A 24,405-nucleotide genomic window follows, 5' to 3' on the forward strand; every position below is an offset into this window, starting at 1 on the left:
ACCGATGCGCTCGGAGAGCATCTTGGTGCTGACCGAGTCCTCGCTCCACTCACTGGCCGTCCAGATGACCTTGAGATAGTCCTGCGCAACCGCGGACAGCTGGACGCCCTCGTCGGCCGGTGCGGGATCGTCTTTTCGTAGCGCCACGTCGCCGAGCTTAGGCAATCCAATGGAAAAAGACATCTCACCCGGCCGGAGCCACCGGCACCTGTCCGCGTTGTCGCAGAGCGCGGACGACGATGCCCTGTGAGGGGCTGAAGAGGTAGGCAAGGACGAAGACCAGTCCCTGGGTGAGCACGACGCTGCCGCCGGAGGACACGTCGAGGTAGAAGCTGGCGTAGATCCCCACCAGCGCGCAACCCACCGAAATGACCGGTGCCAGCACGAGCATGCGGCCGAAGCTGTGCGTGAGCAGATAGGCGGACGCACCGGGAGTGATCAGCATCGCCACCACGAGGATGACGCCGACGGCCTGGAGCGCGACCACGGTCGTCAGGGCGAGCAGGGTCAGCATGACGGCCGAGATCACCGACGGGTTGATGCCTACGGCGCGGGCCTGGGTGCGGTCGAAGGCGAAGAGAGTGAAGTCGCGACGCTTGACGATCATGACGACCAGCGCGATACCGCCGAGGACGAACACCTGAACCATGTCTGCCTGCGAGACTCCCAGCAGATTGCCGAACAGGATGTGGTTGAGGTCGATCTGACTCGGAAACTTGGAGATCAGGACGACGCCGAGCGCGAACAAGGTGGTGAAGACGACGCCGATCGCGGCGTCCTCCTTGACGATGGTGGTGTTGCGGACCACTCCGATGGCACCGACCGCGATGAGGGCGAACAGCAGCGCTCCGATCGCGAACGGTGCCCCGAACAGGTACGACAGCGCGACGCCGGGAAGAACTGCGTGCGAGACGGCGTCGCCCATCAGCGACCACCCGATGAGGACGAGCCAGCAGCTCAGCACCGCGCACACGATCGAGGCGGTGACGGTGACCAGAAGGGCTCGCTGCATGAAGGTGTACTCGAGTGGGTCCACGAGAAAATCGATCAGATACACGGTTCAGCTCGCTTCCGTGGTTCGGGTGGCAGGAGTTCGACTGCCCGCACCCAACTCGCCGACCTTCGACGGGTCGATGCCGAAGGCCAGCGCCAGGTTCTCCGGGCGCAGTACGTCGATCGGACTGCCGTGCATCAGCACGCGCTGCTGCAGCAGGATCGCTTCGTCGCACAGTTCCGGTAGGGCATGTAGATCGTGTGTGGACACCAGAACCGACGCACCCTGTGCTGCGAGTTCGCGGAGCAGCCGGGTGATGGTTGCCTCGGTTTTCTTGTCCACACCGGCGAAGGGCTCGTCGAGCAACAGCAGCGATGCCTCCTGGGCGATGGCGCGGGCGACGAACGCACGCTTGCGCTGACCGCCGGAGAGCTGGCCGATCTGTCGGTTCGCCAGTTCGGCGAGGTCGACGCGCTGCAGAGCCTCGTCGACGGCCAGTCGATCGGCGGCTCGGGGAGTGCGGAGAAAATTCTGCTTTCCGTATCGGCCCATCATCACCACGTCGCGCACGCTGATCGGGAATGTCCAATCGACGGATTCCGCCTGGGGCACGTAGCTGACCGTGCCGGCCTTGCGCGCCTGCGCCGGGTCTCCGCCGAACACGGTGATCGAGCCGGAGTTGGGCTTGACCACTCCCATGACGGCTTTGAACAGCGTCGACTTGCCCGACCCGTTCATTCCGACCAACCCGCACACCCGGCCGGGTGCGAGGGTCAGGCTGGCATCGGTGAGGGCTACGACGTCGCGGTATCGAACGTTGACGGCGTCCACCGACAGCGCTGCCCCGGTCTCGTGCGGGGTCCTTTGACGCGGGTCTCCAGTGTGCTGGGTCATCGTTCTCCTACCAGTGCGTCGGCGATCAACCGTGCGTCGTAGCGCAGTAGATCCAGGTACGTGGGGACCGGTCCGGTGGCGTCGCTCAGAGAATCGACGTAGAGCTGTCCGCCGAACCGCGCGCCGGTGTCCTCGGCGACCTGCAGCTGCGCCTTGTCCGAGACCGTCGACTCGCAGAACACGGCAGGTACGTCGTTGTCGCGAACGAAGTCGATGGTGCGGACCACCTGCTTCGGCGTTCCTTCCTGCTCGGCGTTGACCGGCCACAGGTAGGCCTCCTGCAGATCGAAGTCGCGGGCCAGATAGCCGAATGCGCCCTCGCAGGTGACGAGCGCGCGCTGACGAGCCGGTAGCCCGGAGAGATCCGCGGCCAGTTCGGCACCGACCTCGCGTAGTTGTCCCACGTATGCGGCTGCGTTCGCGCGGTAGTCGTCGGTGTTGGCGGGATCGAGCGCGACGAAGGCGTCGGCGATGTTCTCGACGTACGTCTCGGCCACGACGGGCGACATCCATGCGTGGGGGTTCGCTTTGCCGGCGTAGGCGTCGTCGCGAATGTAGATCGGGTCCACGTTCGCACTCACCACGGCGTGGGGTGCGGGGATGCGCTCGACGAATTTCTCGAACCAGGCCTCCAGCCCGAGACCGTTGTCCAGGATCAGCTCGGCCTGCTCTGCGGTGCGTAGGTCTCCTGGGGTCGGCTCGTAGCCGTGGATCTCGGCTCCGGCTTTTGTGATCGATTCCACTCGGAGGTGATCGCCGGCGACATTGGCGGCCATGTCGGCGAGGACGGTGAAGGTCGTCAGAACCAGGGGTCTGCCGTCGTCGAGCACCGCCGGATCGTCCTCCCCGACGGCACGGGCGCAGCCGCTCGAGGCTGCCACCAGTAGTCCCACCACGGCCCAGCTCGCGAGAATCCGCCCACTGCGCGATCCACACCGGCGAAGAAAAAAGTTAGGCACACCGAAACATTTACCGTGGGGATACCTTTTTGTCCATACGTGCCGCGCGCGACACGCCTGTCCGAGAGTGACCGAGCGGCCGTCGGGCCGTAGGCTTCGCGTGTGCAGAGATGGCGAGGTCTCGACGATGTACCTGCCGACTGGGGTCGGTGCGTGCTCACGATCGGCGTCTTCGACGGCGTTCATCGCGGACACGCACAACTGATCGGGCGAGCGGTGGCCGCTGCGAAGAAGCGCGGCGTTCCCAGCGTGCTCATGACGTTCGATCCCCATCCGATGGAGGTCGTGCGACCGGGAAGCCATCCTGCTCAGTTGACGACCCTGACGAGGCGGGCCGAACTCGCCGAGGAGCTGGGTATCGACGTCTTCTGCGTCATGCCGTTCACGCCCGAGTTGATGAAGCTCACTCCCGAGCGTTACGTGCACGAGATCCTGATCGAACGCCTGCACGTTGCCGAGGTCGTCGTCGGTGAGAACTTCACCTACGGGAAGAAGGCGCTCGGCACCGTGCCCATGCTGCGCAAGATCGGCGAACGGTCCGGATTCGCAGTCGACGGAGTCAACCTGCTCGCCGAGCACGCCGTGACGTTCTCCTCGACGTACATCAGATCGTGTGTGGACGCCGGTGACGTCGCTGCAGCCACCGCCGCGCTCGGGCGACCGCATCGCGTCGAAGGAGTCGTCGTGCACGGAGACGGCCGAGGTCGCCAAATGGGTTATCCCACAGCCAATGTCGCGCCGCCCATGTACTCGGCCATTCCCGCCGACGGCGTGTACGCGGCATGGTTCACCGTGCTCGGGCCGGGTCCGATCATGGGGACGGTCACTCCGGGGGAGCGGCATCCGGCTGCCGTATCGGTGGGCACCAATCCCACGTTCTCGGGTCGTACCAGGACCGTCGAGGCATTCGTCCTCGACGGTGAGGCCGACCTGTACGGGCAGCACGTGGCAGTCGACTTCGTCGACCGACTGCGCGGCATGGAGAAGTTCGACTCGATGGAAGCCCTCGTGGAGGAGATGGGCCGCGACGCCGAGCGGGCCCGGACGATCCTGGCGGCCAGCACGGCCTGATAGGCTGTCCCCTCGGTGCTCGCTGCGGTCCGCGGCGGCTGTACCGGCTTCGATCCCGTGGTCTCGACACCGGGCGCGTAGCTTCCTTTCACGCGGACGTCATTGATCAGGAGTAGTACCAGTGGCATTGACCACCGAACAGAAGAAGGCCGTTCTCGGCGAGTACGGCTTGCACCCCACCGACACGGGTTCGCCCGAGGCGCAGGTTGCAATGCTCACCAAGCGCATCGTCGACTTGACCGAGCACCTCAAGACGCACAAGCACGACCACCACTCCCGCCGCGGCCTGCTGCTGCTGGTCGGACGTCGTCGTCGTCTGCTCAAGTACATCGCGAAGGTCGACGTCACCCGCTACCGCTCGCTCATCGAGCGTCTGGGTCTGCGTCGATAATTCGCATCGACGCGAGGATGTCACCGATGCACGGTTCGACGCGCCGGTGCGCACCCGACTCGCAGCAATAGTGCAGTAGCCAACGAGGCAGTGCTTAGACTGTTCCTCGTTGGCTATCTGTGTTTGTACCGCAAGAACAGTTTCGCCAGCACGAGAAAGCGAATGCACAGCATTCGCACACCGCCGTGTATGCCTGTCATGCCGTGGTGACGGTCTTCGGTAGTGGCCTTTCGGATACGAGATCCGGTGGGCTTCGATCGATGGCCGCCTCCGCGCAGCCGCGTCCCGAGAGAAGCTCGGAGATGGACGGCACAGGTATGCCGCCACAGCCAGGAGGGCTGGTGGTGTGTCCACGCGGGCACGGCAAAGACGAGAGGACGAGAACAGAACACATGTCGGAAACCACAACCTTGGACGTCGAAGAAGGCGTCTACGAAGCAACTGCGATCATCGACAACGGCACGTTCGGCAAGCGGACCATCCGCTTCGAGACCGGCCGCCTCGCGCAGCAGGCCGCAGGCGCAGTCGCCGCGTACCTCGACGAGGACACCATGCTGCTGTCGGCAACGACCGCCGGCAAGCACCCCCGTGAGGGCTTCGATTTCTTCCCGCTGACGGTCGACGTCGAAGAGCGCATGTACGCCGCGGGCCGTATCCCCGGATCGTTCTTCCGTCGCGAGGGCCGTCCGTCCACCGACGCCATCCTCACCTGCCGCCTGATCGACCGGCCGCTGCGTCCGACGTTCGTCGACGGACTGCGCAACGAGATCCAGGTCGTCATCACGGTTATGAGCCTCAACCCGGCCGATCTGTACGACGTCGTCGCGATCAACGCGGCATCGGCCTCGACGCAGATCGCCGGACTGCCGTTCTCCGGTCCGATCGGCGGCGTTCGCGTCGCACTGATCGACAAGCAGTGGGTCGCGTTCCCGACCAACGAGCAGCTCGAGAAGGCCGTGTTCAACATGGTCGTCGCCGGCCGCATCGTCTCCGGCTCAGGTGCCGACGCAGACGTCGCGATCATGATGGTCGAAGCCGAGGCCACCGAGAACGTCATCGAGCTCATCGAGGGTGGCGCTACCGCCCCCAACGAAGCGGTCGTCGCCGAGGGACTCGAGGCATCGAAGCCCTTCATCGCAGCCCTGTGCACCGCACAGCAGGAGCTCGCGTCCAAGGCAGCAAAGCCCACCGGCGACTACCCGGTTTTCCCGGCGTACCAGTCGGACGTCTTCGAGGCCGTCGAGAACGCCGCGAAGATCCCGCTCAACGAGGCACTGACCATCGCAGGCAAGGCCGAGCGTGAGAGCAAGCTCGACGAGGTCAAGGCTCAGGTCCTCACGTCGGTCGGAGACAGCTTCGCCGGCCGCGAGAAGGAGATCGGTGCCGCATTCCGCGCACTGACCAAGAAGTCGGTTCGCCAGCGCATCCTCACCGATCACTTCCGCATCGACGGCCGCGGCATCACCGACATCCGGTCGCTGTCCGCCGAGGTCGCGATCATCCCGCGTACCCACGGATCCGCCCTGTTCGAGCGCGGCGAGACCCAGATCCTGGGCGTCACCACCCTCGACATGGTCAAGATGGCGCAGCAGGTCGACTCGCTCGGGCCCGAGACGTCCAAGCGCTACATGCACCACTACAACTTCCCGCCCTACTCCACCGGTGAGACCGGCCGCGTCGGTTCGCCGAAGCGTCGCGAGATCGGCCACGGCGCGCTCGCCGAGCGCGCTCTGCTGCCGGTTCTGCCCAGCCAGGCAGAGTTCCCGTACGCCATCCGCCAGGTCTCCGAGGCACTGAGCTCCAACGGCTCGACCTCGATGGGCTCGGTGTGTGCATCGACGCTGTCGCTGCTCAATGCCGGTGTGCCACTGCGTGCCCCGGTCGCCGGAATCGCAATGGGCCTCGTGTCCGACGAGGTCGACGGTGAGACCCGCTACGTCGCCCTCACCGACATCCTCGGTGCCGAGGACGCATTCGGCGACATGGACTTCAAGGTCGCCGGAACCAAGGACTTCGTCACCGCACTGCAGCTCGACACCAAGCTCGACGGCATCCCCTCCAAGGTGCTCGCCGGCGCGCTGTCGCAGGCCAAGGATGCGCGCACGACGATCCTCGAGGTCATGGCCGAGGCCATCGACACCCCGGACGAGATGAGCCCGTACGCACCTCGCGTCACCGCGATCAAGGTGCCGGTCGACAAGATCGGCGAGGTCATCGGGCCCAAGGGCAAGATGATCAACTCCATCACCGAGCAGACCGGTGCCAACATCTCGATCGAAGATGACGGCACTGTCTACGTCGGTGCAGCGGACGGCCCGTCCGCACAGGCCGCGATCGACATGATCAACGCCATCGCCAACCCGCAGCTGCCGAAGGTCGGCGAGCGATTCCTCGGAACCGTCGTCAAGACAACGGCTTTCGGTGCATTCGTCTCGCTGCTCCCGGGCCGCGACGGACTGGTGCACATCTCCAAGCTCGGTAACGGCAAGCGCATCAACAAGGTCGAGGACGTCGTGAGCGTCGGATCGAAGTTGCGCGTCGAGATCGCCGATATCGACAACCGCGGCAAGATCAGCCTCGTTCCCGTCGAAGACGACAACGCTGCTGCTCCCGCCGACGCTCCCGAGGCACCCGCCGAGGTCAGCGCTGAGTAAGAAGCAATCGAGCCGAACGGTACGTCCCCTCGGGACGTACCGTTCGGCCGTTCCAGAGAGCACCGGCATCGACACGGGCGTGCAACGCACCACTCTGCCCGGCGGTCTTCGGGTCGTCACCGAGTTCGTGCCAGGCGTTCGCTCGGCCTCGGTCGGTGTGTGGGTCGGAGTCGGCTCGCGCGACGAGCAACCCAGTGTTGCCGGTGCGGCACACTTCCTCGAACATCTGCTGTTCAAATCGACGCCCACGCGCAGTGCGCTCGAGATCGCCCAGGTGATGGACGGTGTCGGGGGAGAGCTGAACGCGTTCACCTCGAAGGAGAGCACGTGCTTCTACGCGCACGTGCTCGACGAGGACGTGGCGCTCGCCATCGATCTCGTCAGCGATGTGGTGCTTCGTGGCCGGTGCCGATCGGCAGATGTCGACGTCGAGCGTCAGGTGGTCCTCGAAGAGATCTCCATGCGCGACGACGATCCCGAGGATCTGCTGGGAGATGCCTTCCTGGAAGCCATGTTCGGTGATCATCCGATCGGGCGCCCGATCATCGGCTCCGTCGAATCCATCGAGTCGATGACCCGTGCGCAGTTGCACTCGTTCCACGTTCGGCGCTACACGCCGCAGCGCATGGTCGTTGCTGTTGCGGGCAACGTCGACCACAAGCAGATTGTGTCGTTGGTGCGTCGCGCTTTCGCGGGCCATCTGGAAAAGGGTCTGCGGCCGGCCGAAAGGCGAAGCGGCACAGCGCGATTGCGTAATGCTCCCACGTTGAGTCTGACGACTCGTGACAGCGAGCAGGCACACCTGTGCCTCGGCGTACGTGCGTTCGGTCGACACGAAGGGCATCGCTGGGCGTTGTCCGTGCTGAACTCGGCAGTGGGCGGCGGGCTCAGTTCTCGCTTGTTCCAGGAGATCAGGGAAGAGCGCGGACTGGCGTACTCGGTGTACTCCTCGGTGGACACGTTTGCCGACAGCGGTGCGTTCTCCGTCTACGCGGGTTGTCAGCCGGAGAACCTGGGCGAAGTGACCACGGTGATCAGGGAAGTGCTCGCCAAGGTCGCCTCCGAGGGCATCACCGACGCGGAGTGTGCGCGGGCCAAGGGTTCGTTGCGCGGCGGATTGGTTCTGGGACTCGAAGATTCGGGCTCTCGGATGAACCGGATCGGTCGTAGCGAACTGAACTACGGCAATCACCGCGACATCACCGATACGTTGGCACGGATCGACAGTGTCGGCAACGACGAAGTACGTGAGGTCGCGGCCGTGTTGCTCGACCGTCCTTTCGGTGCCGCGGTGGTCGGCCCCTACAAGAACGTCCGCCAGCTACCGGCGTCGGTCAAGTCCCTGGTTCGGTAGCGTCGGCGATCGCGTCGCTGTTTCCGTGCACGGAGGTCCACAGTCGCAGGGCGGTGAACTGTGGATTCTCCGGTGCGACGGTGGCAACCGTGCTCTCGGCGTTGACGTGTATGCCGCTAAGGTCGACAATGCAGCATGAACAGCGATGGGCGTACCGTCCTCGTCACCGGTGTGAGTCGACGCCTCGGTATCGGCTACGCCATCACTCGTAGGTTGCTGCAGGATGAGCGCGGCCGCGTCTTCGTTCAATCCTGCGATTCCTACGACGTGAGCGAGCCGTGGGGAGCGGGGACGCCGGGAGCAGTACAGGTTCTGGCCGAGTTGTCCACCGCGCCAAGCAGGCTCGGGCATCTCGACATCGATCTCTCCGATCCCGAAGCACCTGCCGCCCTGTTCGATGCTGCCGAATCCAGGTTCGGAGCCGTCGACTCGTTGGTCATCAACCATGCGCGATCACAGCTGGGCGACGTGGGGTCTCTGACGGCAGAGAGCCTCGACCTGACGTGGGCGGTGAACGTGCGCGCGTCCTTGCTTCTGGTGCAGGAATTTGCGGAACGGTACGTCGATCACCGCGACGGCGGACGCATCGTGCTGTTCACGTCCGGGCAGGGTGAGGGGCCGATGCCGACCGAGATTCCCTACGCGGTGACCAAGGGCGCGATCGCCGCGATCACACCGACCTTGGCCGATTCGCTGATCGAACGGGGTATCACCGTCAACACGATCAATCCTGGTCCGACCGATACCGGTTGGGCGAGTGCCGATCTGGACACGTTCGTCTTGCGCCACATGCCGCGGGGTCGGTGGAACTCTCCGGACGAGGCCGCGGCGGTCGTGGCGATGCTGCTCTCGCCCGATTCGGGCTCGATCACCGGTCAGGTCATCGGTGCCGAAGGCGGATTCCGACGCTTCACGCCGTGACGCCTCGGTCAGAGCTTCTTCTTGCGCAGCAACAGCTTCCAGGGCACCAATGCCGACTCGAGCTGAACCGACAGGCTCATCTTGGATTCGCCCTCGCTGCGCTCCTCGAAGGTGATCGGCACTTCGGCGAGAGTGAGGCCGTGCTTGACGGTTCGGTAGTTCATCTCGACCTGGAATGCGTACCCGTTGCTCTCGACCGAGGCAACATCGATGGTGCGCAGGGTGCGCGCGTGCCACGCCTTGAATCCCGCTGTCGCATCCTTGACGCCGAGGCGCAGGATCGTGTTGACGTAGAAGTTCGCCCATGCGGACAGGGCCTTGCGGTGCCAGGGCCAATCGGCGGCGACCGCTCCGCCCGGTACGTATCGCGATCCGAGCACCACGGCCGCGTCGGTGGTGTTCAGTTTGTCGATCATCGCCGGGATCACCTCGGTGGGGTGCGAGAGATCGGCGTCCATTTGAATGACGATGTCCGCACCCTCGTCGAGGGCCCTGGTCATGCCTGCGACGTACGCGCGTCCGAGCCCGTTCTTCTCCGTGCGGTGCAGAACGCTGACCTCGATGGGGCCGTCGATGGCCAACTTGTCGGCGACGTCGCCGGTGCCGTCGGGCGAATTGTCGTCGACGACCAACACACCGAGCCCCTCCACCTGCAACCCTGCCAGCAGCTCGACGAGCTTGGGGAGGTTCTCACGTTCGTTGTACGTCGGTACAACGACGGTGGTCTTCGGGGCGACTCGTTCCGTACTCACCACCGTATGATCCGTGATTCGGGGTTCCGATCCAAATATCGGACACGACCGGCCGTGTCGGGTCGGTATCGTGGGTCGTTTTCGAGCGCCGGTCGACTCATGCCCGAGTCGCGTCGACGAATACGCCGCCGCGCAGAATCGGAACGCTCGAACTCGAATCGACCTCGGCTGCGATGTCCACGTCTTCCAGGTGCCCCATCCCGGCCAATTCACGACTGGAGCCGCATTGTCGCAGCTCCGAGCCCACGTCTCGCTCCACGGCTCGCCACGCGGACGCAGCTGCGCGCGCCTCCGGGGAGACATCGGCAGCTCCGGCGTCGACGAGGGCAGCGATGACTGCACCGGCACCCCACAGGTCCTCGACGGCGGGCCGGAGGGATCCGTCCGGCCACTTTTCACCGCCCGCTATGACCGCTGTCACTGCGTTTGGGTTCCTGGCACGTATCCACTGCGCTACGGCCGATGCGTTTCTGAGCGACGCGCCCACGCACAGCGGGGCCGTGCTCGCGAGCTCGTGGGCGATGGTGGATCCGTTCGGTGACGGCAGCACCAGTCGTGTCGGAGCAGGCGCGGCCCGGACGGTCGCCGGGCACAAGCTGATCAGGCCCGGTGAGGCGGCCGACCGCCCCACGGCGAGGACCGCGTCGAACTGCTCGGCCAACTGCGTGGCCCGGTCGTCGCGCCACCGACTGGGGATGACGTCGATGCCCGCGTCCACAGCAACCGTGAGAGTGGTGGTGAAGGACAGGACGTCCACGACGACGGCGATGTCTGCGCCGTCGACGATGGCGTCGGCACCGGACAGACCCCAGTCGAAGCGGAGCCCGAATGCGTTCTGGGACAGTACGGAGTCGGCCGGCATTGCGGAACGGTATCAAGTCCGGTGCCGGTGATACCTTCGGCGCGGGATCGAGTGGGGGAGGTAGACATGCAGCTGGACCTGGACACCAAGGTGATCGTCCTCGTGGCCGGTCTCCTGCTGCTGTGGGCATTGGGATTGGGGGTGATCAAGTATCACCAGATGTCGACGTCACCGGATGGCACTGCGCATCGTTATGTCGACATCGCCCATCGGGCAGCGTTGATGTACTCGTTCGCCGCCCTGGTGCTCGCAGTGCTGGCGCAGTTCAGCGCGTGGTCGGTCACGGTGGACCTGATCGCCGCGTCGGTGGTGCTGGTGTTCTTCGTCGCAGCCGTCGCGAGTTACACCGTCCACGGATTTCGGCGAGACACCGAGAACCAGTTCGTCGATCCCGTCCCGGGGACGCACCTGTTCATGGTGTCGTTGATCGTTGCCGAAATCGGCGGTACAGCGGTGCTCGTGGCCGGGTTCGCGTGGGAGCAGTTCGGTCCGAGCTGAGACCTGGAGCTACCGAGGGTCCAGGTAGAGCTCGGCGGTCTCGGTGGCTACCGCGGACACTGCAGCAGCAAGACCGGGCTCGAGGTCCAGCGCAGTGGCGAGTCGTTCTCCGCGCAGCCCTTGCGTTCGGAGTAGGTCCCAGGCCTGTTCCACCAGCCGCACCGAGGTGGGGTGGTCCAACTCGGGACGGTTCGATCGCAGTGCGGTCGCCGCCCAATCCGCGTCGAAAGTTCCGTTGGGCGGACCGAACACACGCTCACCGGACGAATAGCTCTTCGGGTCCATACCCTCTGACGCTAGCAGGATCGGAGGTCGGTGCAATCGTGACCGAATCGCGTCGACGCAGCACTACCGAACCGATCGGTTTCTTCAGTACGGTGAGGCGATGTACGACGGCCACCGCAGGGCTCCGGTCGCGCTCTCGGTCGTCGGATCACTGATACTCGGTTTTGTCGCGGGCTGTGCCGGCGCAGGGGGCAGCGGCCCGGTCGACGAGGTCTCGGCCGACACGAACTACACCACGGTCACGGGATCACTGGTCGTCGGTGATCCAATGTCCAATCCCAGGCCGACCGTCGAAGCGCTGCCGCCCGCGGTGACAGAGCTTCCTCTGAGCCTCGATGGCGCGCGATTCCCAGGTGCGTCGCCGGTCGGTGTCACCGACGTGGTGTTCGCGGAGTCGGCGGCCGTCGAATTCAGGTTGGCAGGCAACGGCCCCGTCTCCTATACGGTGCGGTACGTCGACGAGGCCATTCGCTACGGCACCAGTGAACCGCTGGCAGTGCCGGGGAGATCGGTGTTGCAGGTGGACCTGTCGGGTACGTCGACGGACTCCGACGACACCTTCTCTCCGTATGCCGGGCCGGAACGGGTGCGAGGTGACGCGGAGTCTACGATCGTCTCGGCCGATTTTCTGGCTGATCCCGGCGGAATCTCGCAGGCTTTCATCGGAGTTGCGGCCGATCGACCCGCGTTCACGGTGACAACCACCGAAGAACCGGCCGCGGTCGTCGTCACCGTCGAGAACTGACCGGCGCAGCAACGTCGAATACATGTCGGCCGTGGCTGTTTCGATCCGTGTGCCGGGGACCGCGCGGTAGCATCGCGATGTGTCCGACGCCACAGCGGGAACGAGTCCATCCGGTCGTGTCCGCGTGCTCGTGTACAGCAGCAATGCCGCAACCCGCGCCCAGGTGCGGTCTGCCGTCGGAACTCGACCGGATCCTGCACTCGGTGACATCGAGTACGTCGACATCGCCACGGCAGCCGTTGTCATCGAGCACATGGATGCAGGCGATGTCGCGTTGGCGATTCTCGACGGCGAGTCCTCACCTGTCGGCGGTCTGGGTCTGGCGAAGCAGTTGAAAGACGAGATCCTCGACTGCCCACCGGTGTTGGTACTCATCGGACGTCCGGACGATGCGTGGTTGGCCGAGTGGTCGCGCGCCGAGGCTGCCGTTCCGCACCCGCTGGATCCGATCCGGCTGGGTCGAGCGGTGGTCGATCTGCTGAAGCAGCGCTCGGTACGCGTCGGTGCCCGGGTCTCTCGATCGCGCTAGATCAGACCGTTTTCTCCGATGCAGGCACAGTCAGCGCGAACCGATGGATCACGCCGGCGACGACTGCTCCGAGTACGGGGAACACCACGAACACCCATAGCTGGGACAGGGCAGGTCCGCCGGCGAGGAGGGCCGGGCCGAGGGACCGAGCAGGGTTGACCGACGTCGAGTCGATTCCGATGCCCAGCAGGTGAACCACGGTCAGGGTCAGGCCGATCGGTATGCCGGCTGCAACGACGGGGTGAACGGTGGGAGCCGTGGTGGCCAGTACGACGAGGACGAGCAGGCCGGTCGCGATCGTCTCGAACACCGCGACCGACGCCAGCCCGTATCCTCCGGGCGAGGCGCTGCCGAATCCATTGGTGCCCAGACCGTCCGACGCCATGTCGTATCCGGGACGGCCGGACGCGACGAACAGTACGATCAGCGCGCCGATCAGTGCACCGACGGCCTGAGCGACGATGTAGAACACAGCCTTGATCGGGGTGATGGCGCGAGCGATCAGGGCTCCGATCGTCACAGCCGGGTTGATGTGGCATCCCGAGATCGGTCCGATCGCATAGACCAGCGCGAGCAGCGTGAGGCCGAATGCCAGGGCGATGCCCGGGGTTCCGACGGTGTCGCCCGCGATCACCGCGGTGCCGACGCCGAAGATCACGAGCAGGGCAGTTCCCAGTCCCTCGGCGGCGAGCGCCGAGACGGAAATCGATTTCATCATCTCTCCTGTTCCATGTCGGCAGCCTTGTTCGGCGGGCCGAGATCGTCGGGAGGTTTGTCGTTTTCGTCGGTGCGGATCGCATGGGGCCGACAGGTGATCTGAGTCACAGTTCCTTGGTGGACGAATTCGGGTGATCCATGCGCGTCAACGCTTTACGAAAACTGGACTCCTCGAAATCCCGCGAGATCGACACCGAACCCATACTGTGTGGTTCAGGTCACATTGGTACGGCCGTCGCATTTACTACGCGCCGGCGCGGTAGTCGATCGAGGGAGCAGATGCCGGGATGAACGCCTACGTTCCGATCCTCGTTCTCGGTGCCATCGCGGTCGTGTTCGCGGTGTTCTCGGTGATGGTCGGCACCATGGTGGGACCCGCGCGGTACAACCGAGCGAAGTTCGACGCGTACGAGTGCGGAATCGAGCCCACGATGCATGCGCCGACGGGCCAACGATTTCCGGTGAAGTTCTACCTGACCGCGATGCTGTTCATCATCTTCGACATCGAGATCGTCTTCCTCTATCCGTGGGCCGTCCATCTCGATGTGCTGGGCGCGTTCGGACTGGTTGCCATGGCACTGTTCGTCGTCAACGTGTCGGTGGCCTACGTCTACGAGTGGCGGCGAGGCGGACTCGGATGGGACTGACGTCCAACCACTGATCGGCGACGGCACGATGCACGGTTCTCACCTCGAACGGATGCGGAAAGAGTGTGATCGATGGGACTCGAAGAGAAGCTACCCAGCGGATTTCTGCTGACCACCGTAGAGGGGTTGGCCGGATACGCTCGTAAGGGCTCGTTGTGGCCCGCGACCTTCGGTCTCGCGTGCTGCGCGATCGAGATGATGGCCACCACCTCCGGTCGGTTCGATCTCGCACGATTCGGCATGGAAGCGTTCCGTGCGTCTCCGCGCCAAGCGGACCTGATGATCGTGGCCGGCCGTGTCAGCCAAAAGATGGCACCTGTGCTGCGGCAGGTGTACGACCAGATGGCGGAACCGAAATGGGTTCTGGCCATGGGCGTCTGCGCGTCCTCGGGCGGAATGTTCAACAACTATGCGGTGGTGCAGGGTGTCGACCACATCGTTCCCGTCGACATTTACCTACCCGGTTGTCCGCCCCGACCCGAGATGCTGCTCAACGCAATCTTGGAGCTGCACAGAAAGATTCAGCAGATGCCGCTGGGTGTCAATCGCGAGCAGGTGCGCGCGGCCGCCGAGGCTGCGGCGTTGGCGTCCACCCCGACCATCGATCTGAAGGGGCTGCTGAGATGACGCCGCACGGGCCCCGCGGGATGTTCGGCGTCCGGGGGAGCGGTGACACCTCCGGCTACGGCCGGTTGCAGCCGCCGGTGGCATCGGTGGACACGGCTGTCCGGCCCTACGGCAGCTACTTCGACGCCGTGGTCGATCGATTGGCCGCGGTCCTCGACACCGGTGACGCGGCCGTACCCTTCGAGGACGCCGTCGAGCGTGCCGTGATCTTTCGCGACGAACTGACGCTGCATCTCTCGCGAGAACACGTGCCCGCCGTGGCCCGCGCTCTCCGTGACGACGAGGAACTGAGATTCGAATTGTGCACGGGAGCATCGGGTGTGCACTACCCGGATCAGGTCGGCCGGGAACTGCGCGCGGTCTACCATCTGGTGTCCATCACCCACGGACGCCGCCTGCGACTCGAAGTCGCTGTGCCCGATGCGGATCCGCACACACCGTCGCTCTGCGCGGTCTATCCGACCAACGATTGGCACGAACGCGAGGTCTACGACTTCTTCGGCATCGTGTTCGACGGTCATCCCGCACTGACGCGGATCGAGATGCCGGACGACTGGGTCGGGCACCCGCAACGCAAGGACTATCCCTTGGGTGGAATTCCCATCGAGTACAAGGGCGCTCGGGTCGCGCCTCCCAACGAGCGCAGGTCGTACAACTGATGAGCGCAACGGACGAAACCATCTATGCAGTGTCGGGCCAGGACTGGGACGACGTGGTCGAACTTGCGCGCGGGTCGACCACGGAACGCATCGTGGTCAACATGGGTCCGCAGCACCCGTCCACCCATGGTGTGCTTCGGTTGATTCTCGAGATCGAAGGCGAGACCGTCACCGAGGCCCGGTGTGGAATCGGGTACCTGCACACCGGTATCGAGAAGAATCTCGAGTATCGCAACTGGACTCAGGGCGTCACGTTCGTCACTCGGATGGACTATCTCTCGCCCTTCTTCAACGAGACCGCGTACTGCCTCGGGGTGGAGAAGCTGCTCGACATCACCGACGACATTCCCGAGCGCGCGACGGTGATCCGGGTGATGCTGATGGAGCTCAATCGGATCTCGTCGCACCTCGTTGCATTGGCCACGGGTGGAATGGAATTGGGTGCCGTGACGGCGATGCTGTTCGGCTTCCGGGAGCGCGAACTGATTCTCGACGTCTTCGAGGCCATCACCGGACTTCGAATGAACCACGCCTACATCCGTCCCGGCGGCTTGTCTCAGGACCTGCCCGCCGATGCGATCGACAAGGTCCGCGAGTTGCTGCGGGTTCTTCCCGGACGGCTACGCGATCTCGAACTCATGCTCAACGACAACCCGATTTGGAAGGCCAGAACCGAGAACGTCGGCTACCTGGACCTCACCGGATGCATGGCCCTCGGCGTCACCGGGCCGGTGCTCCGATCGACCGGACTGCCCTACGATCTGCGCCGGTCCGACCCCTACTGCGGGTACGAGAACTACGAGTTCGATGTCGTCACAGACACCGGATGTGACTGCTACGGGCGCTATCTGATTCGCGTCGAAGAGATGAAGGAATCGCTCAAGATCGTCGAGCAGACTCTCGATCGTCTTCGGCCCGGACCGGTGGTCATCGACGACAAGAAGATCGCCTGGCCGGCCGAACTCGTCTCCGGACCCGATGGTCTCGGCAATTCTCAGGACCACGTGCGCACCATCATGGACACCTCGATGGAGTCGTTGATCCACCACTTCAAATTGGTGACCGAGGGCATGCGTGTGCCGGCGGGCCAAGTGCTGTCCACGGTGGAATCGCCGCGAGGCGAACTGGGTGTGCACATCGTCAGTGACGGTGGAACTCGGCCGTACCGAGTGCATTTCAGAGACCCCTCGTTCACCAACCTGCAGGCGGTTGCCGCGATGTGCGAGGGCGGCATGATCTCCGACGTCATCGCTGCCGTCGCCAGTATCGATCCGGTGATGGGCGGGGTGGACCGATGACCACGCCGCGCTCGGAGCCGGTGCTCGTCCAACTCGGAGCTCGCCCCGAGGAAGCAGTACAGCTGGTCGGCCCCGACGCACGTGCGTTCTATCCCGCCGACGTTCGTGCCCGCCTGCGCGCCGACGCCGAGGTCATCCTGAGTCGTTATCCTCAGGCCCGATCGGCGTTGCTACCGCTGCTGCACCTGGTGCAATCCGAGGACGGATATCTCACGCCGGCCGGAATCGAATTCTGTTCGGACGTACTCGATCTCACCGGAGCAGAGGTCACCGCGGTCGCGACCTTCTACTCGATGTACCGCCGCGAGCCCACCGGAAACTACCGCGTCGGAGTGTGCACCAACACCCTGTGCGCTGTCATGGGCGGCGACGCCATCATGGATGCCCTGCGTGATCACCTCGATATCGATCACGGCGAGACCACCGCCGACGGCACCATCACTCTCGAGCACATCGAGTGCAACGCCGCCTGCGACTTCGCACCGGTGATGATGGTCAACTGGGAGTTCTTCGACAACAGAACTCCGGCGTCGGCACGAGAACTGGTCGATGCGCTTCGATCCGGTGCGCAGGTGACCCCGACCCGCGGCGCTCCGCTGTGCACGTTCCGCGAGACCGAGCGGATTCTGGCCGGCTTCGCCGACGATCGGCCGGGTGCACTCGAATCCTCCGGCAGCGCAGGCGAAGCCAGTCTCACGGGTCTGCGGTACGCCCGTGAGCACTCGATGACGGCTCCCCGGGCCGTCACCGGCTCCCCGGACGATCATCCCGATCTCGGTGCCGAAGCAGTGGCGGAAACGGTGCGCGAGAAACCGGCTCCGGCTCCTTCGGCGACCGTTCCACCGCAGCCGAACACCACCGAAACCGATCCACCGACGAAGGGGAAATGACATGGCCCTGACGCCGGTGCTGAGCGAGTTCTGGGGCGAGAAGGACTCGTGGACACTCGACACCTACCGCAGTCACGACGGCTATCGGGGGCTCGAGAAGGCCCTCGCCATGGACCCCGACGATCTCATCGCGTTCGTCAAGGACTCCGGCCTGCGCGGCCGTGGCGGTGCGGGATTCCCCACCGGAACGAAGTGGAGCTTCATTCCACAGGGTGACGGGAAAGCTCACTATCTGGTGGTCAACGCCGACGAGTCGGAGCCGGGCACCTGCAAGGACATGCCCTTGATGATGGCGAGCCCGCACACGTTGATCGAAGGAATCATCATCGCGGCATACGCAATACGTGCATCGCACGCATTCGTCTACGTTCGCGGCGAAGTGGTACCGGTGCTGCGCAGACTGCAGGCCGCAGTTGCCGAGGCCTACGACGCCGGCTACCTGGGCAAGAACCTCCTCGGATCGGGGTTCGACCTCGAGTTGGTGATCCATGCCGGGGCCGGGGCCTACATCTGCGGCGAGGAGACGGCGCTGCTCGACTCGCTCGAAGGGCGACGAGGTCAACCCCGACTGCGTCCACCGTTCCCCGCGGTGGCAGGCCTGTACGCGCGGCCGACGGTGGTCAACAACGTCGAATCCATCGCCAGCGTCCCGGTGATCCTGCGCAAGGGCATCGAATGGTTCCGATCGATGGGAAGCGAGAAATCACCCGGGTTCACCCTCTACTCGATCTCCGGCCACGTGTGTCGACCCGGCCAGTACGAGGCCCCGCTGGGCATCACCCTGCGGGAACTGCTGGACTACGCGGGCGGTATCCGGCCCGGTCACGAGCTCAAGTTCTGGACACCGGGAGGATCGTCGACACCGATGTTCACCGGCGAACACCTGGACGTGCCGCTCGACTACGAGGGCGTCGGTGCCGCCGGATCGATGCTGGGTACCAAGGCCCTGCAGATCTTCGACGACACGACCTGCGTCGTGCGAGCAGTGTTGCGATGGACGGAGTTCTACGCACACGAATCCTGCGGCAAATGCACGCCGTGCCGAGAAGGAACCTACTGGCTGGTGCAGATCCTGCGCCGCCTCGACGGCGGAACCGGTACCGAAGCCGACCTCACGACACTGCTCGACATCGCGGACGGCATCGCCGGAAAATCGTTCTGCGCGTTGGGAGACGGAGCCGCAAGCCCGATCGTGTCCTCGCTGAAGTACTTCCGCGACGAATACATCCGACACGTCACCGAACAGGCATGCCCATTCGATCCACACCGATCGACCCTGATGGCAGAGGAGCTGACGTCATGACGGCACAGACGGAGCAATCGGTCACTCCAGTCGAAATGGTGACACTGACCATCGACGACCACGAGATCAGTGTTCCCAAGGGCACGTTGGTGATTCGCGCCGCCGAGCTGATGGGCGTGCAGATTCCGCGCTTCTGCGATCACCCGCTGCTCGATCCGGTGGGGGCGTGCCGGCAATGCCTGGTCGATGTCGAAGGGCAGCGCAAGCCGTTGGCGTCCTGCACCACGACAGTGGCCGAGGGCATGATCGTGCGCACCCAAGTGACATCGGAGTCGGCGGAGAAGGCGCAACGCGGCGTCATGGAGCTGCTGCTGATCAACCATCCGCTCGATTGCCCGGTGTGTGACAAGGGCGGTGAGTGTCCACTGCAGAACCAGGCGATGGCTGCGGGCAGGGCCGAGTCCAGGTTCGTCGAGACCAAACGCACGTACCCCAAGCCGATTCCGCTGTCGGCCGAGGTGTTGCTGGACCGCGAACGGTGCGTCCTGTGCGCGCGATGCACTCGCTTCGCAGCTCAAGTGGCCGGCGATCCGTCCATCGAGCTACTCGAACGTGGTGCGATTCAACAGGTGGGGATCTTCGGCGACGAGCCGTTCGACTCCTACTTCTCGGGCAACACCGTGCAGATCTGTCCGGTGGGTGCGCTGACCAACACCGAGTATCGGTTCCGGGCGCGCCCGTACGACCTCACCTCGTCGCCGAGCGTGTGCGAGCACTGCGCAGGGGGCTGTGCTCAACGCACGGACCATCGACGCGGCAAGGTCCTGCGACGGCTGGCCGGTGACGATCCCCAGGTCAACGAGGAATGGAACTGCGACAAGGGCCGGTGGGCATTCAAGTACGCCACCGAACCCGACCGCATCACCGCGCCGATGATCCGCGACGAATCCGGGGAGTTGATCGAAACGTCGTGGTCGGCTGCATTGGCGGCTGCGGCAACGGGATTGGCCGCATCGGTCGGACGTGCCGCAGTACTCGTGGGCGGACGATCGACTCTCGAAGACTCCTACGCCTATGCCAAGTTCGCCCGAACAGTGCTGCACACCAACGACATCGACTTCCGCAATCGGGATCACAGCGCCGAGGAAGCAAGTTTCCTGGCCGGTCGTATCGCGGCGACCGGGTTGGGGGTCACCTACTCCGATCTCGAGAACGCCCCCGTGGTGCTACTGGTCGGCTTCGAGCCCGAGGAAGAGTCACCCCTGGTTTTCCTGAGGCTGCGTAAGGCGCACCGCGCGAGCGCAGTAGTGGTGGCATCGATCGCGCCGTTCTCCTCCCGGGGCCTACGGAAGCTGGACGGCGTCCTGCTGCAATCGATTCCCGGCGGCGAGCCGGGCTGGCTCGATGCGTTGCACGTCGGGGATCGCGGCACCGAATCGATTGCACATCTTCTCCGGGAGCCCGGTGCGATCGTTCTCGTGGGCGAGCGGCTCGGCTGCGTTCCCGGTGGTCTGGCGGCGGCATCGAAACTGGCGGACGACACCGGCGCGAGCCTGGCCTGGATTCCTCGACGCGCAGGCGAACGCGGTGCGCTCGACGCAGGGGCGCTGCCGAACGTCCTGCCCGGCGGGCGTCCTGTTGCCGATGCGGCTGCGCGCGCCGAGGTGGCCGCGGTGTGGGGAGTGCCCGAGTTGCCGGCGGAGGTGGGCCGTGACACGGCGGCGATCCTGGCCGACGCAGGAACGAATCGCGCTCTGGTCGCGGCGGGAATCGATCTCGACGATCTGCCGGACCCCCGGGAGGCACTCGCCGCACTGGACCGATCGGCGTTCGTGGTGAGCCTCGAACTGCGCCACAGCGCGGTCACCGAGCGGGCCGACGTGGTGTTCCCGGTAGCACCGGTGGTCGACAAGTCGGGAACTTTCGTCGACTGGGAAGGACGGCCCCGTACGTTCGACACTGCACTCGGTGCAGGCGCGGTGATGCCGGATCAACGCATCCTCGACACCATCGCCGCGCAGATGGGCGTCGAACTGGCCGTGCCCGACGCCGCAGCGGCACGCGCCGAGATGGCTCGCCTCGGTGTGTGGCACGGCCCGCGCACCGCGGTGGCCCGGGTGGCACCCCGCGCGGACGTTCCGACCCTCGGTCCGGGGCAGGCGATTCTGGCCACGTGGCGGATGCTCATCGATGCGGGACGAATGCAGGACGGGGAGGACAATCTCGCCGCGACCGGTCGCGCACCTACCGTTCGGCTGTCTGCGGCAACGGCCTCGGCGACCGGAGCCGAGACCGGCGATCTGGTGAGTGTTGCGACGGACCGTGGCTCGATCACGTTGCCGCTGACGATCACCGATCTGCCCGACACCGTGGTGTGGATACCGATGAACTCGCCCGGTTCGACGGTGTATCGCTCGCTGGGGGTGCAGTCGGGCGCTGCGGTGAGTATTCGGCGTGGTTCTGCGGAACGACCCCGAGGTGGGGGAGTGGAGTCTGCGGAACGACCCAAAGGTGGGCAGTCATGAACGTGGCCGCGCCGACCGATCTGTCGATGTTCGGCAACGATCCGTGGTGGCTGGTTGTCGGCAAGGCCCTGGCGGTCTTCGTGTTCCTGGTGTTGACGCCGCTGGTTGCGATCTACGCCGAACGCAAGATCATGGCGTGGATGCAGATGCGGGTGGGGCCGAACCGGGTGGGCCCGTGGGGGCTGTTGCAGTCTCTGATGGACGGGATCAAGCTGGCGTTGAAGGAGGGGATCACTCCGACCGGCGTCGACAAGCCGATTTACGTTCTGGCTCCGATCATTTCGGTGGTTCCTGCGTTCATGGCCTTCGCGGTGATTCCGTTCGGTCCCGAAGTGTCGGTGTTCGGTACGACGACGCCGCTGCAGATGACCGACCTGCCGGTGGGGGTTCTGTACATTCTCGCGGTCACGTCGGTGGGTGTGTACGGGATCGTGTTGGCGGGGTGGGCGTCGGGCTCGACGTACCCGCTGCTCGGTGCGCTGCGTTCGACGGCGCAGGTGATTTCCTACGAGGTCGCGATGGGCCTGTCGTTCGCGGCGGTCTTCCTGTACGCGGGCACTATGTCGACTTCCGGAATCGTTGCTGCGCAACAGAACACCTGGTACGTGTTTCTGCTGCTGCCGTCGTTCCTGGTGTACGTGACGGCGATGGTCGGCGAAACCAACCGCGCTCCGTTCGATCTGCCCGAGGCGGAGGGTGAGCTGGTGGGCGGATTCCACACGGAGTACTCGTCTCTCCGTTTCGCCATGTTCATGCTCGCCGAGTACATCAACATGGTCACCGTGTCGGCACTCGCGACCACGCTGTTCCTCGGTGGCTGGCAGGCTCCGATTCCGTTGAGTCTGTGGAGCGGTGCCAATTCGGGGTGGTGGCCGGTGCTGTGGTTCACCCTCAAGGTCTGGGTGTTCCTGTTCGTGTTCATCTGGCTGCGTTCGACGCTGCCGAGGCTGCGCTACGACCAGTTCATGAACTTCGGCTGGAAGATTCTCATTCCGGTTGCCCTGATCTGGGTCATGGTGATCGCGACGGTGCGGGTACTCGGGGCCGATCGGTACGACGTACCAGTGGTCACGTTCGGCGTGTCGATGATCTTCGCGGTGGCCGTGCTGGGTGCGTTGCTGCTGATGGTGCGCAGGCGTGCACGAGAACGGAACGTGCCGCCTCCTGTACCCGTCGCCGAGTTCGATGCTGTGGCAGGCGGATTCCCGATACCTCCCATTCCCACGCAGGGCTCGACTTTCCCGAGCCGGCACGCCGGTGTGCGCTCACCCGCCGCCAGGTCACCGAAGGAGAACGCCGATGCCTGAATTTCTCGGTCCCATAGCCGGTTTCGGGGTCACCTTCGCGACGATGTTCAAGAAGGCCGAGACGGAGTTGTATCCGGAAGAGAAGAAGCCGACAGAGGTTCGCTACCACGGTCGTCATCAGCTCAATCGGTACGCCGACGGTCTCGAGAAGTGCATCGGCTGCGAGCTTTGCGCGTGGGCCTGCCCGGCCGACGCCATCTACGTCGAAGGGGCCGACAACACCGAGACCGCGAGGTTCTCTCCTGGCGAGCGCTACGGCGGGGTCTATCAGATCAACTACCTCCGGTGCATCGGGTGCGGCCTGTGCGTGGAGGCCTGTCCGACACGCGCTCTGACGATGACCAACGAGTACGAGCTGGCCGGTGACAACCGAGCCGATCTGATCTACGAGAAGGACGCGCTGCTGGCACCGCTGGAGCCGGACATGACCGCACCGCCGCACGCGATGGCACCGGGCCGTTTGGCGGAGGACTACTACCGCGGCATCGTCACCGGCGACGAGAAAACAACCGAAACCGAGGGCGGTCCGGTCCGATGACTGCCACCGCTCAGCTCGCCCTCGCGGCGACGTCCACCGGTGAGGCCGTGCAGTTCTGGACCCTCGGCGTCGTAGCCGTCATCGGTGCGCTCGGCGTGGTGATGAGCACCAAAGCCGTCTACTCGGCATTGTTCCTCGCCGCCACGATGGTGGTGCTGGCGACCTTCTACATGGCGCAGGGGGCGTTGTTCCTCGGTGTCGTGCAGATCGTCGTCTACACCGGCGCGGTCATGATGCTTTTCCTGTTCGTGCTGATGCTCGTCGGAGTCGACACCTCGGAGTCGCTGACCGAAACCCTGCGCGGGCACCGCATCGCGGCCGTCGTCATCGGAATCGGTTTCGGGCTGTTGATCATCGGGGTGCTGCTGCGCGATTCCGTCCGGAGCGGTCGGCTCGACTTCGCCGGTCTCGACGCCGTCAACTCCACCGGAAACGTCGAGGGCCTGGCCGAGCTGATCTTCGTCGAGTACGTGTGGGCGTTCGAGTTGACCGGGGCACTGCTGATCACTGCCACCATCGGGGCGATGATTCTGGCGCACCGGGAAGCTCTGGGGCCGGTCAAGGGTCAGCGAGAAATGGCCCGCGATCGATTCCGCGATGGTTCGAGGGTGACACCGCTGCCGAGTCCGGGGGTGTACGCCCGCCACAACGGGGTGGATCGCCGCGCTCTGCTGCCCGACGGAACCGAATCCGAGTCCTCCGTCAACGCCATGTTCGCCGATCCTCGGATCGAGCGTGACGAGCGATGAATCCAGAGAACTATCTCTACCTGTCCGTTCTGCTGTTCACGATCGGCGCGGCAGGCGTCATCGTCAGACGCAACGCCATCATCGTGTTCATGTGTATCGAATTGATGCTCAACGCAGTCAATCTCGCGTTCGTGACGTTCTCCCGCATGCACGGCAATCTCGACGGGCAGTTGTTCGCGTTCTTCACCATGGTGGTCGCCGCTGCCGAGGTGGTGGTGGGCCTGGCCATCATCATGGCCATCTTCCGTTCTCGGCGTTCTGTCTCCATGGACGAGAATTCACTGATGAAGAACTGA

Annotated in this window: 26 protein-coding genes and 1 pseudogene; 19 read left to right on the forward strand and 8 right to left on the reverse strand. The window is 64.7% G+C overall.

Annotation, left to right across the window (positions count from 1 at the left end):
• The 4 genes and pseudogenes from CH256_RS28610 to CH256_RS15375 all read right to left on the reverse strand — a co-directional run.
• Nucleotides 1–183: pseudogene (locus tag CH256_RS28610) on the reverse strand (metal-dependent transcriptional regulator); the annotation flags it as partial.
• 1 nt (nucleotide 184) lies between these two features.
• Nucleotides 185–1,057, reverse strand: a complete 873-nt coding sequence (locus tag CH256_RS15365; protein ID WP_094669992.1) for a metal ABC transporter permease — start codon at nucleotides 1,055–1,057, stop codon at nucleotides 185–187.
• A 3-nt stretch (nucleotides 1,058–1,060) separates the two neighbouring features.
• Nucleotides 1,061–1,888: a metal ABC transporter ATP-binding protein gene (locus tag CH256_RS15370; protein WP_094669993.1), complete on the reverse strand. Its 828-nt coding sequence runs from the start codon at nucleotides 1,886–1,888 to the stop codon at nucleotides 1,061–1,063.
• A complete protein-coding gene (locus CH256_RS15375) occupies nucleotides 1,885–2,847 on the reverse strand; it encodes a metal ABC transporter substrate-binding protein (protein ID WP_373454829.1) in 963 nt (320 codons plus the stop codon). Before CH256_RS15375 ends, CH256_RS15370 begins: the two co-directional genes overlap by 4 nt.
• Nucleotides 2,848–2,949: 102 nt before the next feature.
• Between CH256_RS15375 and CH256_RS15380 the strand changes: the two genes are divergently transcribed.
• The 5 genes from CH256_RS15380 to CH256_RS15400 all read left to right on the forward strand — a co-directional run bounded on the left by CH256_RS15380 (nucleotide 2,950) and on the right by CH256_RS15400 (nucleotide 9,238).
• Entirely contained in the window at nucleotides 2,950–3,918 is a 969-nt protein-coding gene (locus CH256_RS15380; protein WP_094669994.1) for a bifunctional riboflavin kinase/FAD synthetase, read from the forward strand.
• Between the two features lie 121 nt (nucleotides 3,919–4,039).
• Nucleotides 4,040–4,309 (forward strand): 30S ribosomal protein S15, encoded by a 270-nt coding sequence (gene rpsO, locus CH256_RS15385; protein ID WP_032397847.1) that lies wholly within the window; start codon nucleotides 4,040–4,042, stop codon nucleotides 4,307–4,309.
• A 392-nt stretch (nucleotides 4,310–4,701) separates the two neighbouring features.
• Entirely contained in the window at nucleotides 4,702–6,963 is a 2,262-nt protein-coding gene (locus CH256_RS15390) for a polyribonucleotide nucleotidyltransferase (RefSeq protein WP_094642123.1), read from the forward strand.
• A gap of 67 nt (nucleotides 6,964–7,030) precedes the next feature.
• Nucleotides 7,031–8,317 (forward strand): M16 family metallopeptidase, encoded by a 1,287-nt coding sequence (locus CH256_RS15395; RefSeq protein WP_068050751.1) that lies wholly within the window; start codon nucleotides 7,031–7,033, stop codon nucleotides 8,315–8,317.
• Between the two features lie 135 nt (nucleotides 8,318–8,452).
• Complete coding sequence (locus tag CH256_RS15400; protein WP_068050750.1) at nucleotides 8,453–9,238, forward strand: SDR family oxidoreductase; 786 nt, start codon at nucleotides 8,453–8,455, stop codon at nucleotides 9,236–9,238.
• Nucleotides 9,239–9,246: 8 nt separating this feature from the next.
• On the opposite strand, the gene CH256_RS15405 is transcribed toward CH256_RS15400, so the two are convergent.
• Nucleotides 9,247–9,990 (reverse strand): polyprenol monophosphomannose synthase, encoded by a 744-nt coding sequence (locus CH256_RS15405; RefSeq protein ID WP_068050753.1) that lies wholly within the window; start codon nucleotides 9,988–9,990, stop codon nucleotides 9,247–9,249.
• 97 nt (nucleotides 9,991–10,087) lie between these two features.
• Entirely contained in the window at nucleotides 10,088–10,852 is a 765-nt protein-coding gene (locus tag CH256_RS15410; RefSeq protein ID WP_094669995.1) for a 2-phosphosulfolactate phosphatase, read from the reverse strand.
• A 66-nt stretch (nucleotides 10,853–10,918) separates the two neighbouring features.
• Here CH256_RS15410 and CH256_RS15415 point away from each other — a divergent pair, with 66 nt between their 5' ends.
• Nucleotides 10,919–11,350 carry a hypothetical protein gene (locus tag CH256_RS15415; RefSeq protein WP_068050748.1) on the forward strand — a complete coding sequence of 144 codons (432 nt, stop codon included), beginning with the start codon at nucleotides 10,919–10,921 and terminating at the stop codon, nucleotides 11,348–11,350.
• 9 nt (nucleotides 11,351–11,359) lie between these two features.
• Here CH256_RS15415 and CH256_RS15420 read toward each other — a convergent pair whose 3' ends face one another.
• The gene (locus CH256_RS15420; RefSeq protein ID WP_068050747.1) at nucleotides 11,360–11,635 is read right to left on the reverse strand and encodes a hypothetical protein; all 276 of its coding nucleotides are present in this window, start codon (nucleotides 11,633–11,635) and stop codon (nucleotides 11,360–11,362) included.
• A 100-nt stretch (nucleotides 11,636–11,735) separates the two neighbouring features.
• Here CH256_RS15420 and CH256_RS15425 point away from each other — a divergent pair, with 100 nt between their 5' ends.
• Nucleotides 11,736–12,380 (forward strand): AMIN-like domain-containing (lipo)protein, encoded by a 645-nt coding sequence (locus tag CH256_RS15425; RefSeq protein ID WP_094669996.1) that lies wholly within the window; start codon nucleotides 11,736–11,738, stop codon nucleotides 12,378–12,380.
• A 79-nt stretch (nucleotides 12,381–12,459) separates the two neighbouring features.
• A complete protein-coding gene (locus CH256_RS15430; protein ID WP_094642113.1) occupies nucleotides 12,460–12,909 on the forward strand; it encodes a hypothetical protein in 450 nt (149 codons plus the stop codon).
• Nucleotide 12,910: 1 nt separating this feature from the next.
• Here CH256_RS15430 and CH256_RS15435 read toward each other — a convergent pair whose 3' ends face one another.
• Nucleotides 12,911–13,624, reverse strand: coding sequence for an aquaporin (locus tag CH256_RS15435; protein ID WP_094669997.1), 714 nt, complete (start codon nucleotides 13,622–13,624; stop codon nucleotides 12,911–12,913).
• 289 nt (nucleotides 13,625–13,913) lie between these two features.
• On the opposite strand from CH256_RS15435, the gene CH256_RS15440 reads away from it, so the two are divergent.
• The 11 genes from CH256_RS15440 to nuoK all read left to right on the forward strand — a co-directional run bounded on the left by CH256_RS15440 (nucleotide 13,914) and on the right by nuoK (nucleotide 24,405).
• A complete protein-coding gene (locus tag CH256_RS15440; protein WP_032397854.1) occupies nucleotides 13,914–14,273 on the forward strand; it encodes an NADH-quinone oxidoreductase subunit A in 360 nt (119 codons plus the stop codon).
• A 72-nt stretch (nucleotides 14,274–14,345) separates the two neighbouring features.
• Nucleotides 14,346–14,900, forward strand: a complete 555-nt coding sequence (locus CH256_RS15445; RefSeq protein WP_094669998.1) for a NuoB/complex I 20 kDa subunit family protein — start codon at nucleotides 14,346–14,348, stop codon at nucleotides 14,898–14,900.
• Nucleotides 14,897–15,559, forward strand: a complete 663-nt coding sequence (locus CH256_RS15450) for an NADH-quinone oxidoreductase subunit C (RefSeq protein ID WP_094669999.1) — start codon at nucleotides 14,897–14,899, stop codon at nucleotides 15,557–15,559. Before CH256_RS15445 ends, CH256_RS15450 begins: the two co-directional genes overlap by 4 nt.
• Nucleotides 15,559–16,857, forward strand: a complete 1,299-nt coding sequence (nuoD, locus tag CH256_RS15455) for an NADH dehydrogenase (quinone) subunit D (RefSeq protein WP_068050737.1) — start codon at nucleotides 15,559–15,561, stop codon at nucleotides 16,855–16,857. Before CH256_RS15450 ends, nuoD begins: the two co-directional genes overlap by 1 nt.
• Nucleotides 16,854–17,747: an NADH-quinone oxidoreductase subunit NuoE gene (gene nuoE / locus CH256_RS15460; protein ID WP_094670000.1), complete on the forward strand. Its 894-nt coding sequence runs from the start codon at nucleotides 16,854–16,856 to the stop codon at nucleotides 17,745–17,747. Before nuoD ends, nuoE begins: the two co-directional genes overlap by 4 nt.
• Nucleotide 17,748: 1 nt before the next feature.
• On the forward strand, nucleotides 17,749–19,050 hold the full coding sequence (nuoF, locus tag CH256_RS15465; RefSeq protein WP_094670001.1) for an NADH-quinone oxidoreductase subunit NuoF: 1,302 nt from the start codon (nucleotides 17,749–17,751) through the stop codon (nucleotides 19,048–19,050).
• The gene (locus CH256_RS15470; protein WP_094670002.1) at nucleotides 19,047–21,515 is read left to right on the forward strand and encodes an NADH-quinone oxidoreductase subunit G; all 2,469 of its coding nucleotides are present in this window, start codon (nucleotides 19,047–19,049) and stop codon (nucleotides 21,513–21,515) included. The genes nuoF and CH256_RS15470 overlap by 4 nt, the downstream gene beginning before the upstream one ends.
• The gene (nuoH, locus tag CH256_RS15475) at nucleotides 21,512–22,822 is read left to right on the forward strand and encodes an NADH-quinone oxidoreductase subunit NuoH (protein WP_094670003.1); all 1,311 of its coding nucleotides are present in this window, start codon (nucleotides 21,512–21,514) and stop codon (nucleotides 22,820–22,822) included. The genes CH256_RS15470 and nuoH overlap by 4 nt, the downstream gene beginning before the upstream one ends.
• Entirely contained in the window at nucleotides 22,815–23,360 is a 546-nt protein-coding gene (gene nuoI, locus CH256_RS15480; protein ID WP_094670004.1) for an NADH-quinone oxidoreductase subunit NuoI, read from the forward strand. The genes nuoH and nuoI overlap by 8 nt, the downstream gene beginning before the upstream one ends.
• Nucleotides 23,357–24,109, forward strand: a complete 753-nt coding sequence (locus CH256_RS15485) for an NADH-quinone oxidoreductase subunit J (RefSeq protein ID WP_094670005.1) — start codon at nucleotides 23,357–23,359, stop codon at nucleotides 24,107–24,109. Before nuoI ends, CH256_RS15485 begins: the two co-directional genes overlap by 4 nt.
• Nucleotides 24,106–24,405 carry an NADH-quinone oxidoreductase subunit NuoK gene (gene nuoK / locus CH256_RS15490; protein WP_094670006.1) on the forward strand — a complete coding sequence of 100 codons (300 nt, stop codon included), beginning with the start codon at nucleotides 24,106–24,108 and terminating at the stop codon, nucleotides 24,403–24,405. The genes CH256_RS15485 and nuoK overlap by 4 nt, the downstream gene beginning before the upstream one ends.

The sequence above is a fragment of the Rhodococcus sp. 05-2254-6 genome, from assembly GCF_002258565.1.
In the GTDB taxonomy this organism is placed as follows: domain Bacteria; phylum Actinomycetota; class Actinomycetes; order Mycobacteriales; family Mycobacteriaceae; genus Rhodococcoides.

Coding starts and splice junctions, on each gene's coding strand:
- CH256_RS15415 (WP_068050748.1), top strand. CDS start 10,919: ATGCAGCTGGACCTGGACACCAAGGTGATCGTCCTCGTGGCCGGTCTC.
- nuoK (WP_094670006.1), top strand. CDS start 24,106: ATGAATCCAGAGAACTATCTCTACCTGTCCGTTCTGCTGTTCACGATC.
- nuoF (WP_094670001.1), top strand. CDS start 17,749: ATGGCCCTGACGCCGGTGCTGAGCGAGTTCTGGGGCGAGAAGGACTCG.
- CH256_RS15370 (WP_094669993.1), bottom strand. CDS start 1,888: ATGACCCAGCACACTGGAGACCCGCGTCAAAGGACCCCGCACGAGACC.
- CH256_RS15425 (WP_094669996.1), top strand. CDS start 11,736: ATGTACGACGGCCACCGCAGGGCTCCGGTCGCGCTCTCGGTCGTCGGA.
- nuoD (WP_068050737.1), top strand. CDS start 15,559: ATGAGCGCAACGGACGAAACCATCTATGCAGTGTCGGGCCAGGACTGG.
- nuoI (WP_094670004.1), top strand. CDS start 22,815: ATGCCTGAATTTCTCGGTCCCATAGCCGGTTTCGGGGTCACCTTCGCG.
- CH256_RS15440 (WP_032397854.1), top strand. CDS start 13,914: ATGAACGCCTACGTTCCGATCCTCGTTCTCGGTGCCATCGCGGTCGTG.
- CH256_RS15485 (WP_094670005.1), top strand. CDS start 23,357: ATGACTGCCACCGCTCAGCTCGCCCTCGCGGCGACGTCCACCGGTGAG.
- CH256_RS15445 (WP_094669998.1), top strand. CDS start 14,346: ATGGGACTCGAAGAGAAGCTACCCAGCGGATTTCTGCTGACCACCGTA.
- CH256_RS15435 (WP_094669997.1), bottom strand. CDS start 13,624: ATGAAATCGATTTCCGTCTCGGCGCTCGCCGCCGAGGGACTGGGAACT.
- CH256_RS15400 (WP_068050750.1), top strand. CDS start 8,453: ATGAACAGCGATGGGCGTACCGTCCTCGTCACCGGTGTGAGTCGACGC.
- CH256_RS15420 (WP_068050747.1), bottom strand. CDS start 11,635: ATGGACCCGAAGAGCTATTCGTCCGGTGAGCGTGTGTTCGGTCCGCCC.
- CH256_RS15450 (WP_094669999.1), top strand. CDS start 14,897: ATGACGCCGCACGGGCCCCGCGGGATGTTCGGCGTCCGGGGGAGCGGT.
- nuoH (WP_094670003.1), top strand. CDS start 21,512: ATGAACGTGGCCGCGCCGACCGATCTGTCGATGTTCGGCAACGATCCG.
- CH256_RS15410 (WP_094669995.1), bottom strand. CDS start 10,852: ATGCCGGCCGACTCCGTACTGTCCCAGAACGCATTCGGGCTCCGCTTC.
- CH256_RS15470 (WP_094670002.1), top strand. CDS start 19,047: ATGACGGCACAGACGGAGCAATCGGTCACTCCAGTCGAAATGGTGACA.
- nuoE (WP_094670000.1), top strand. CDS start 16,854: ATGACCACGCCGCGCTCGGAGCCGGTGCTCGTCCAACTCGGAGCTCGC.
- CH256_RS15390 (WP_094642123.1), top strand. CDS start 4,702: ATGTCGGAAACCACAACCTTGGACGTCGAAGAAGGCGTCTACGAAGCA.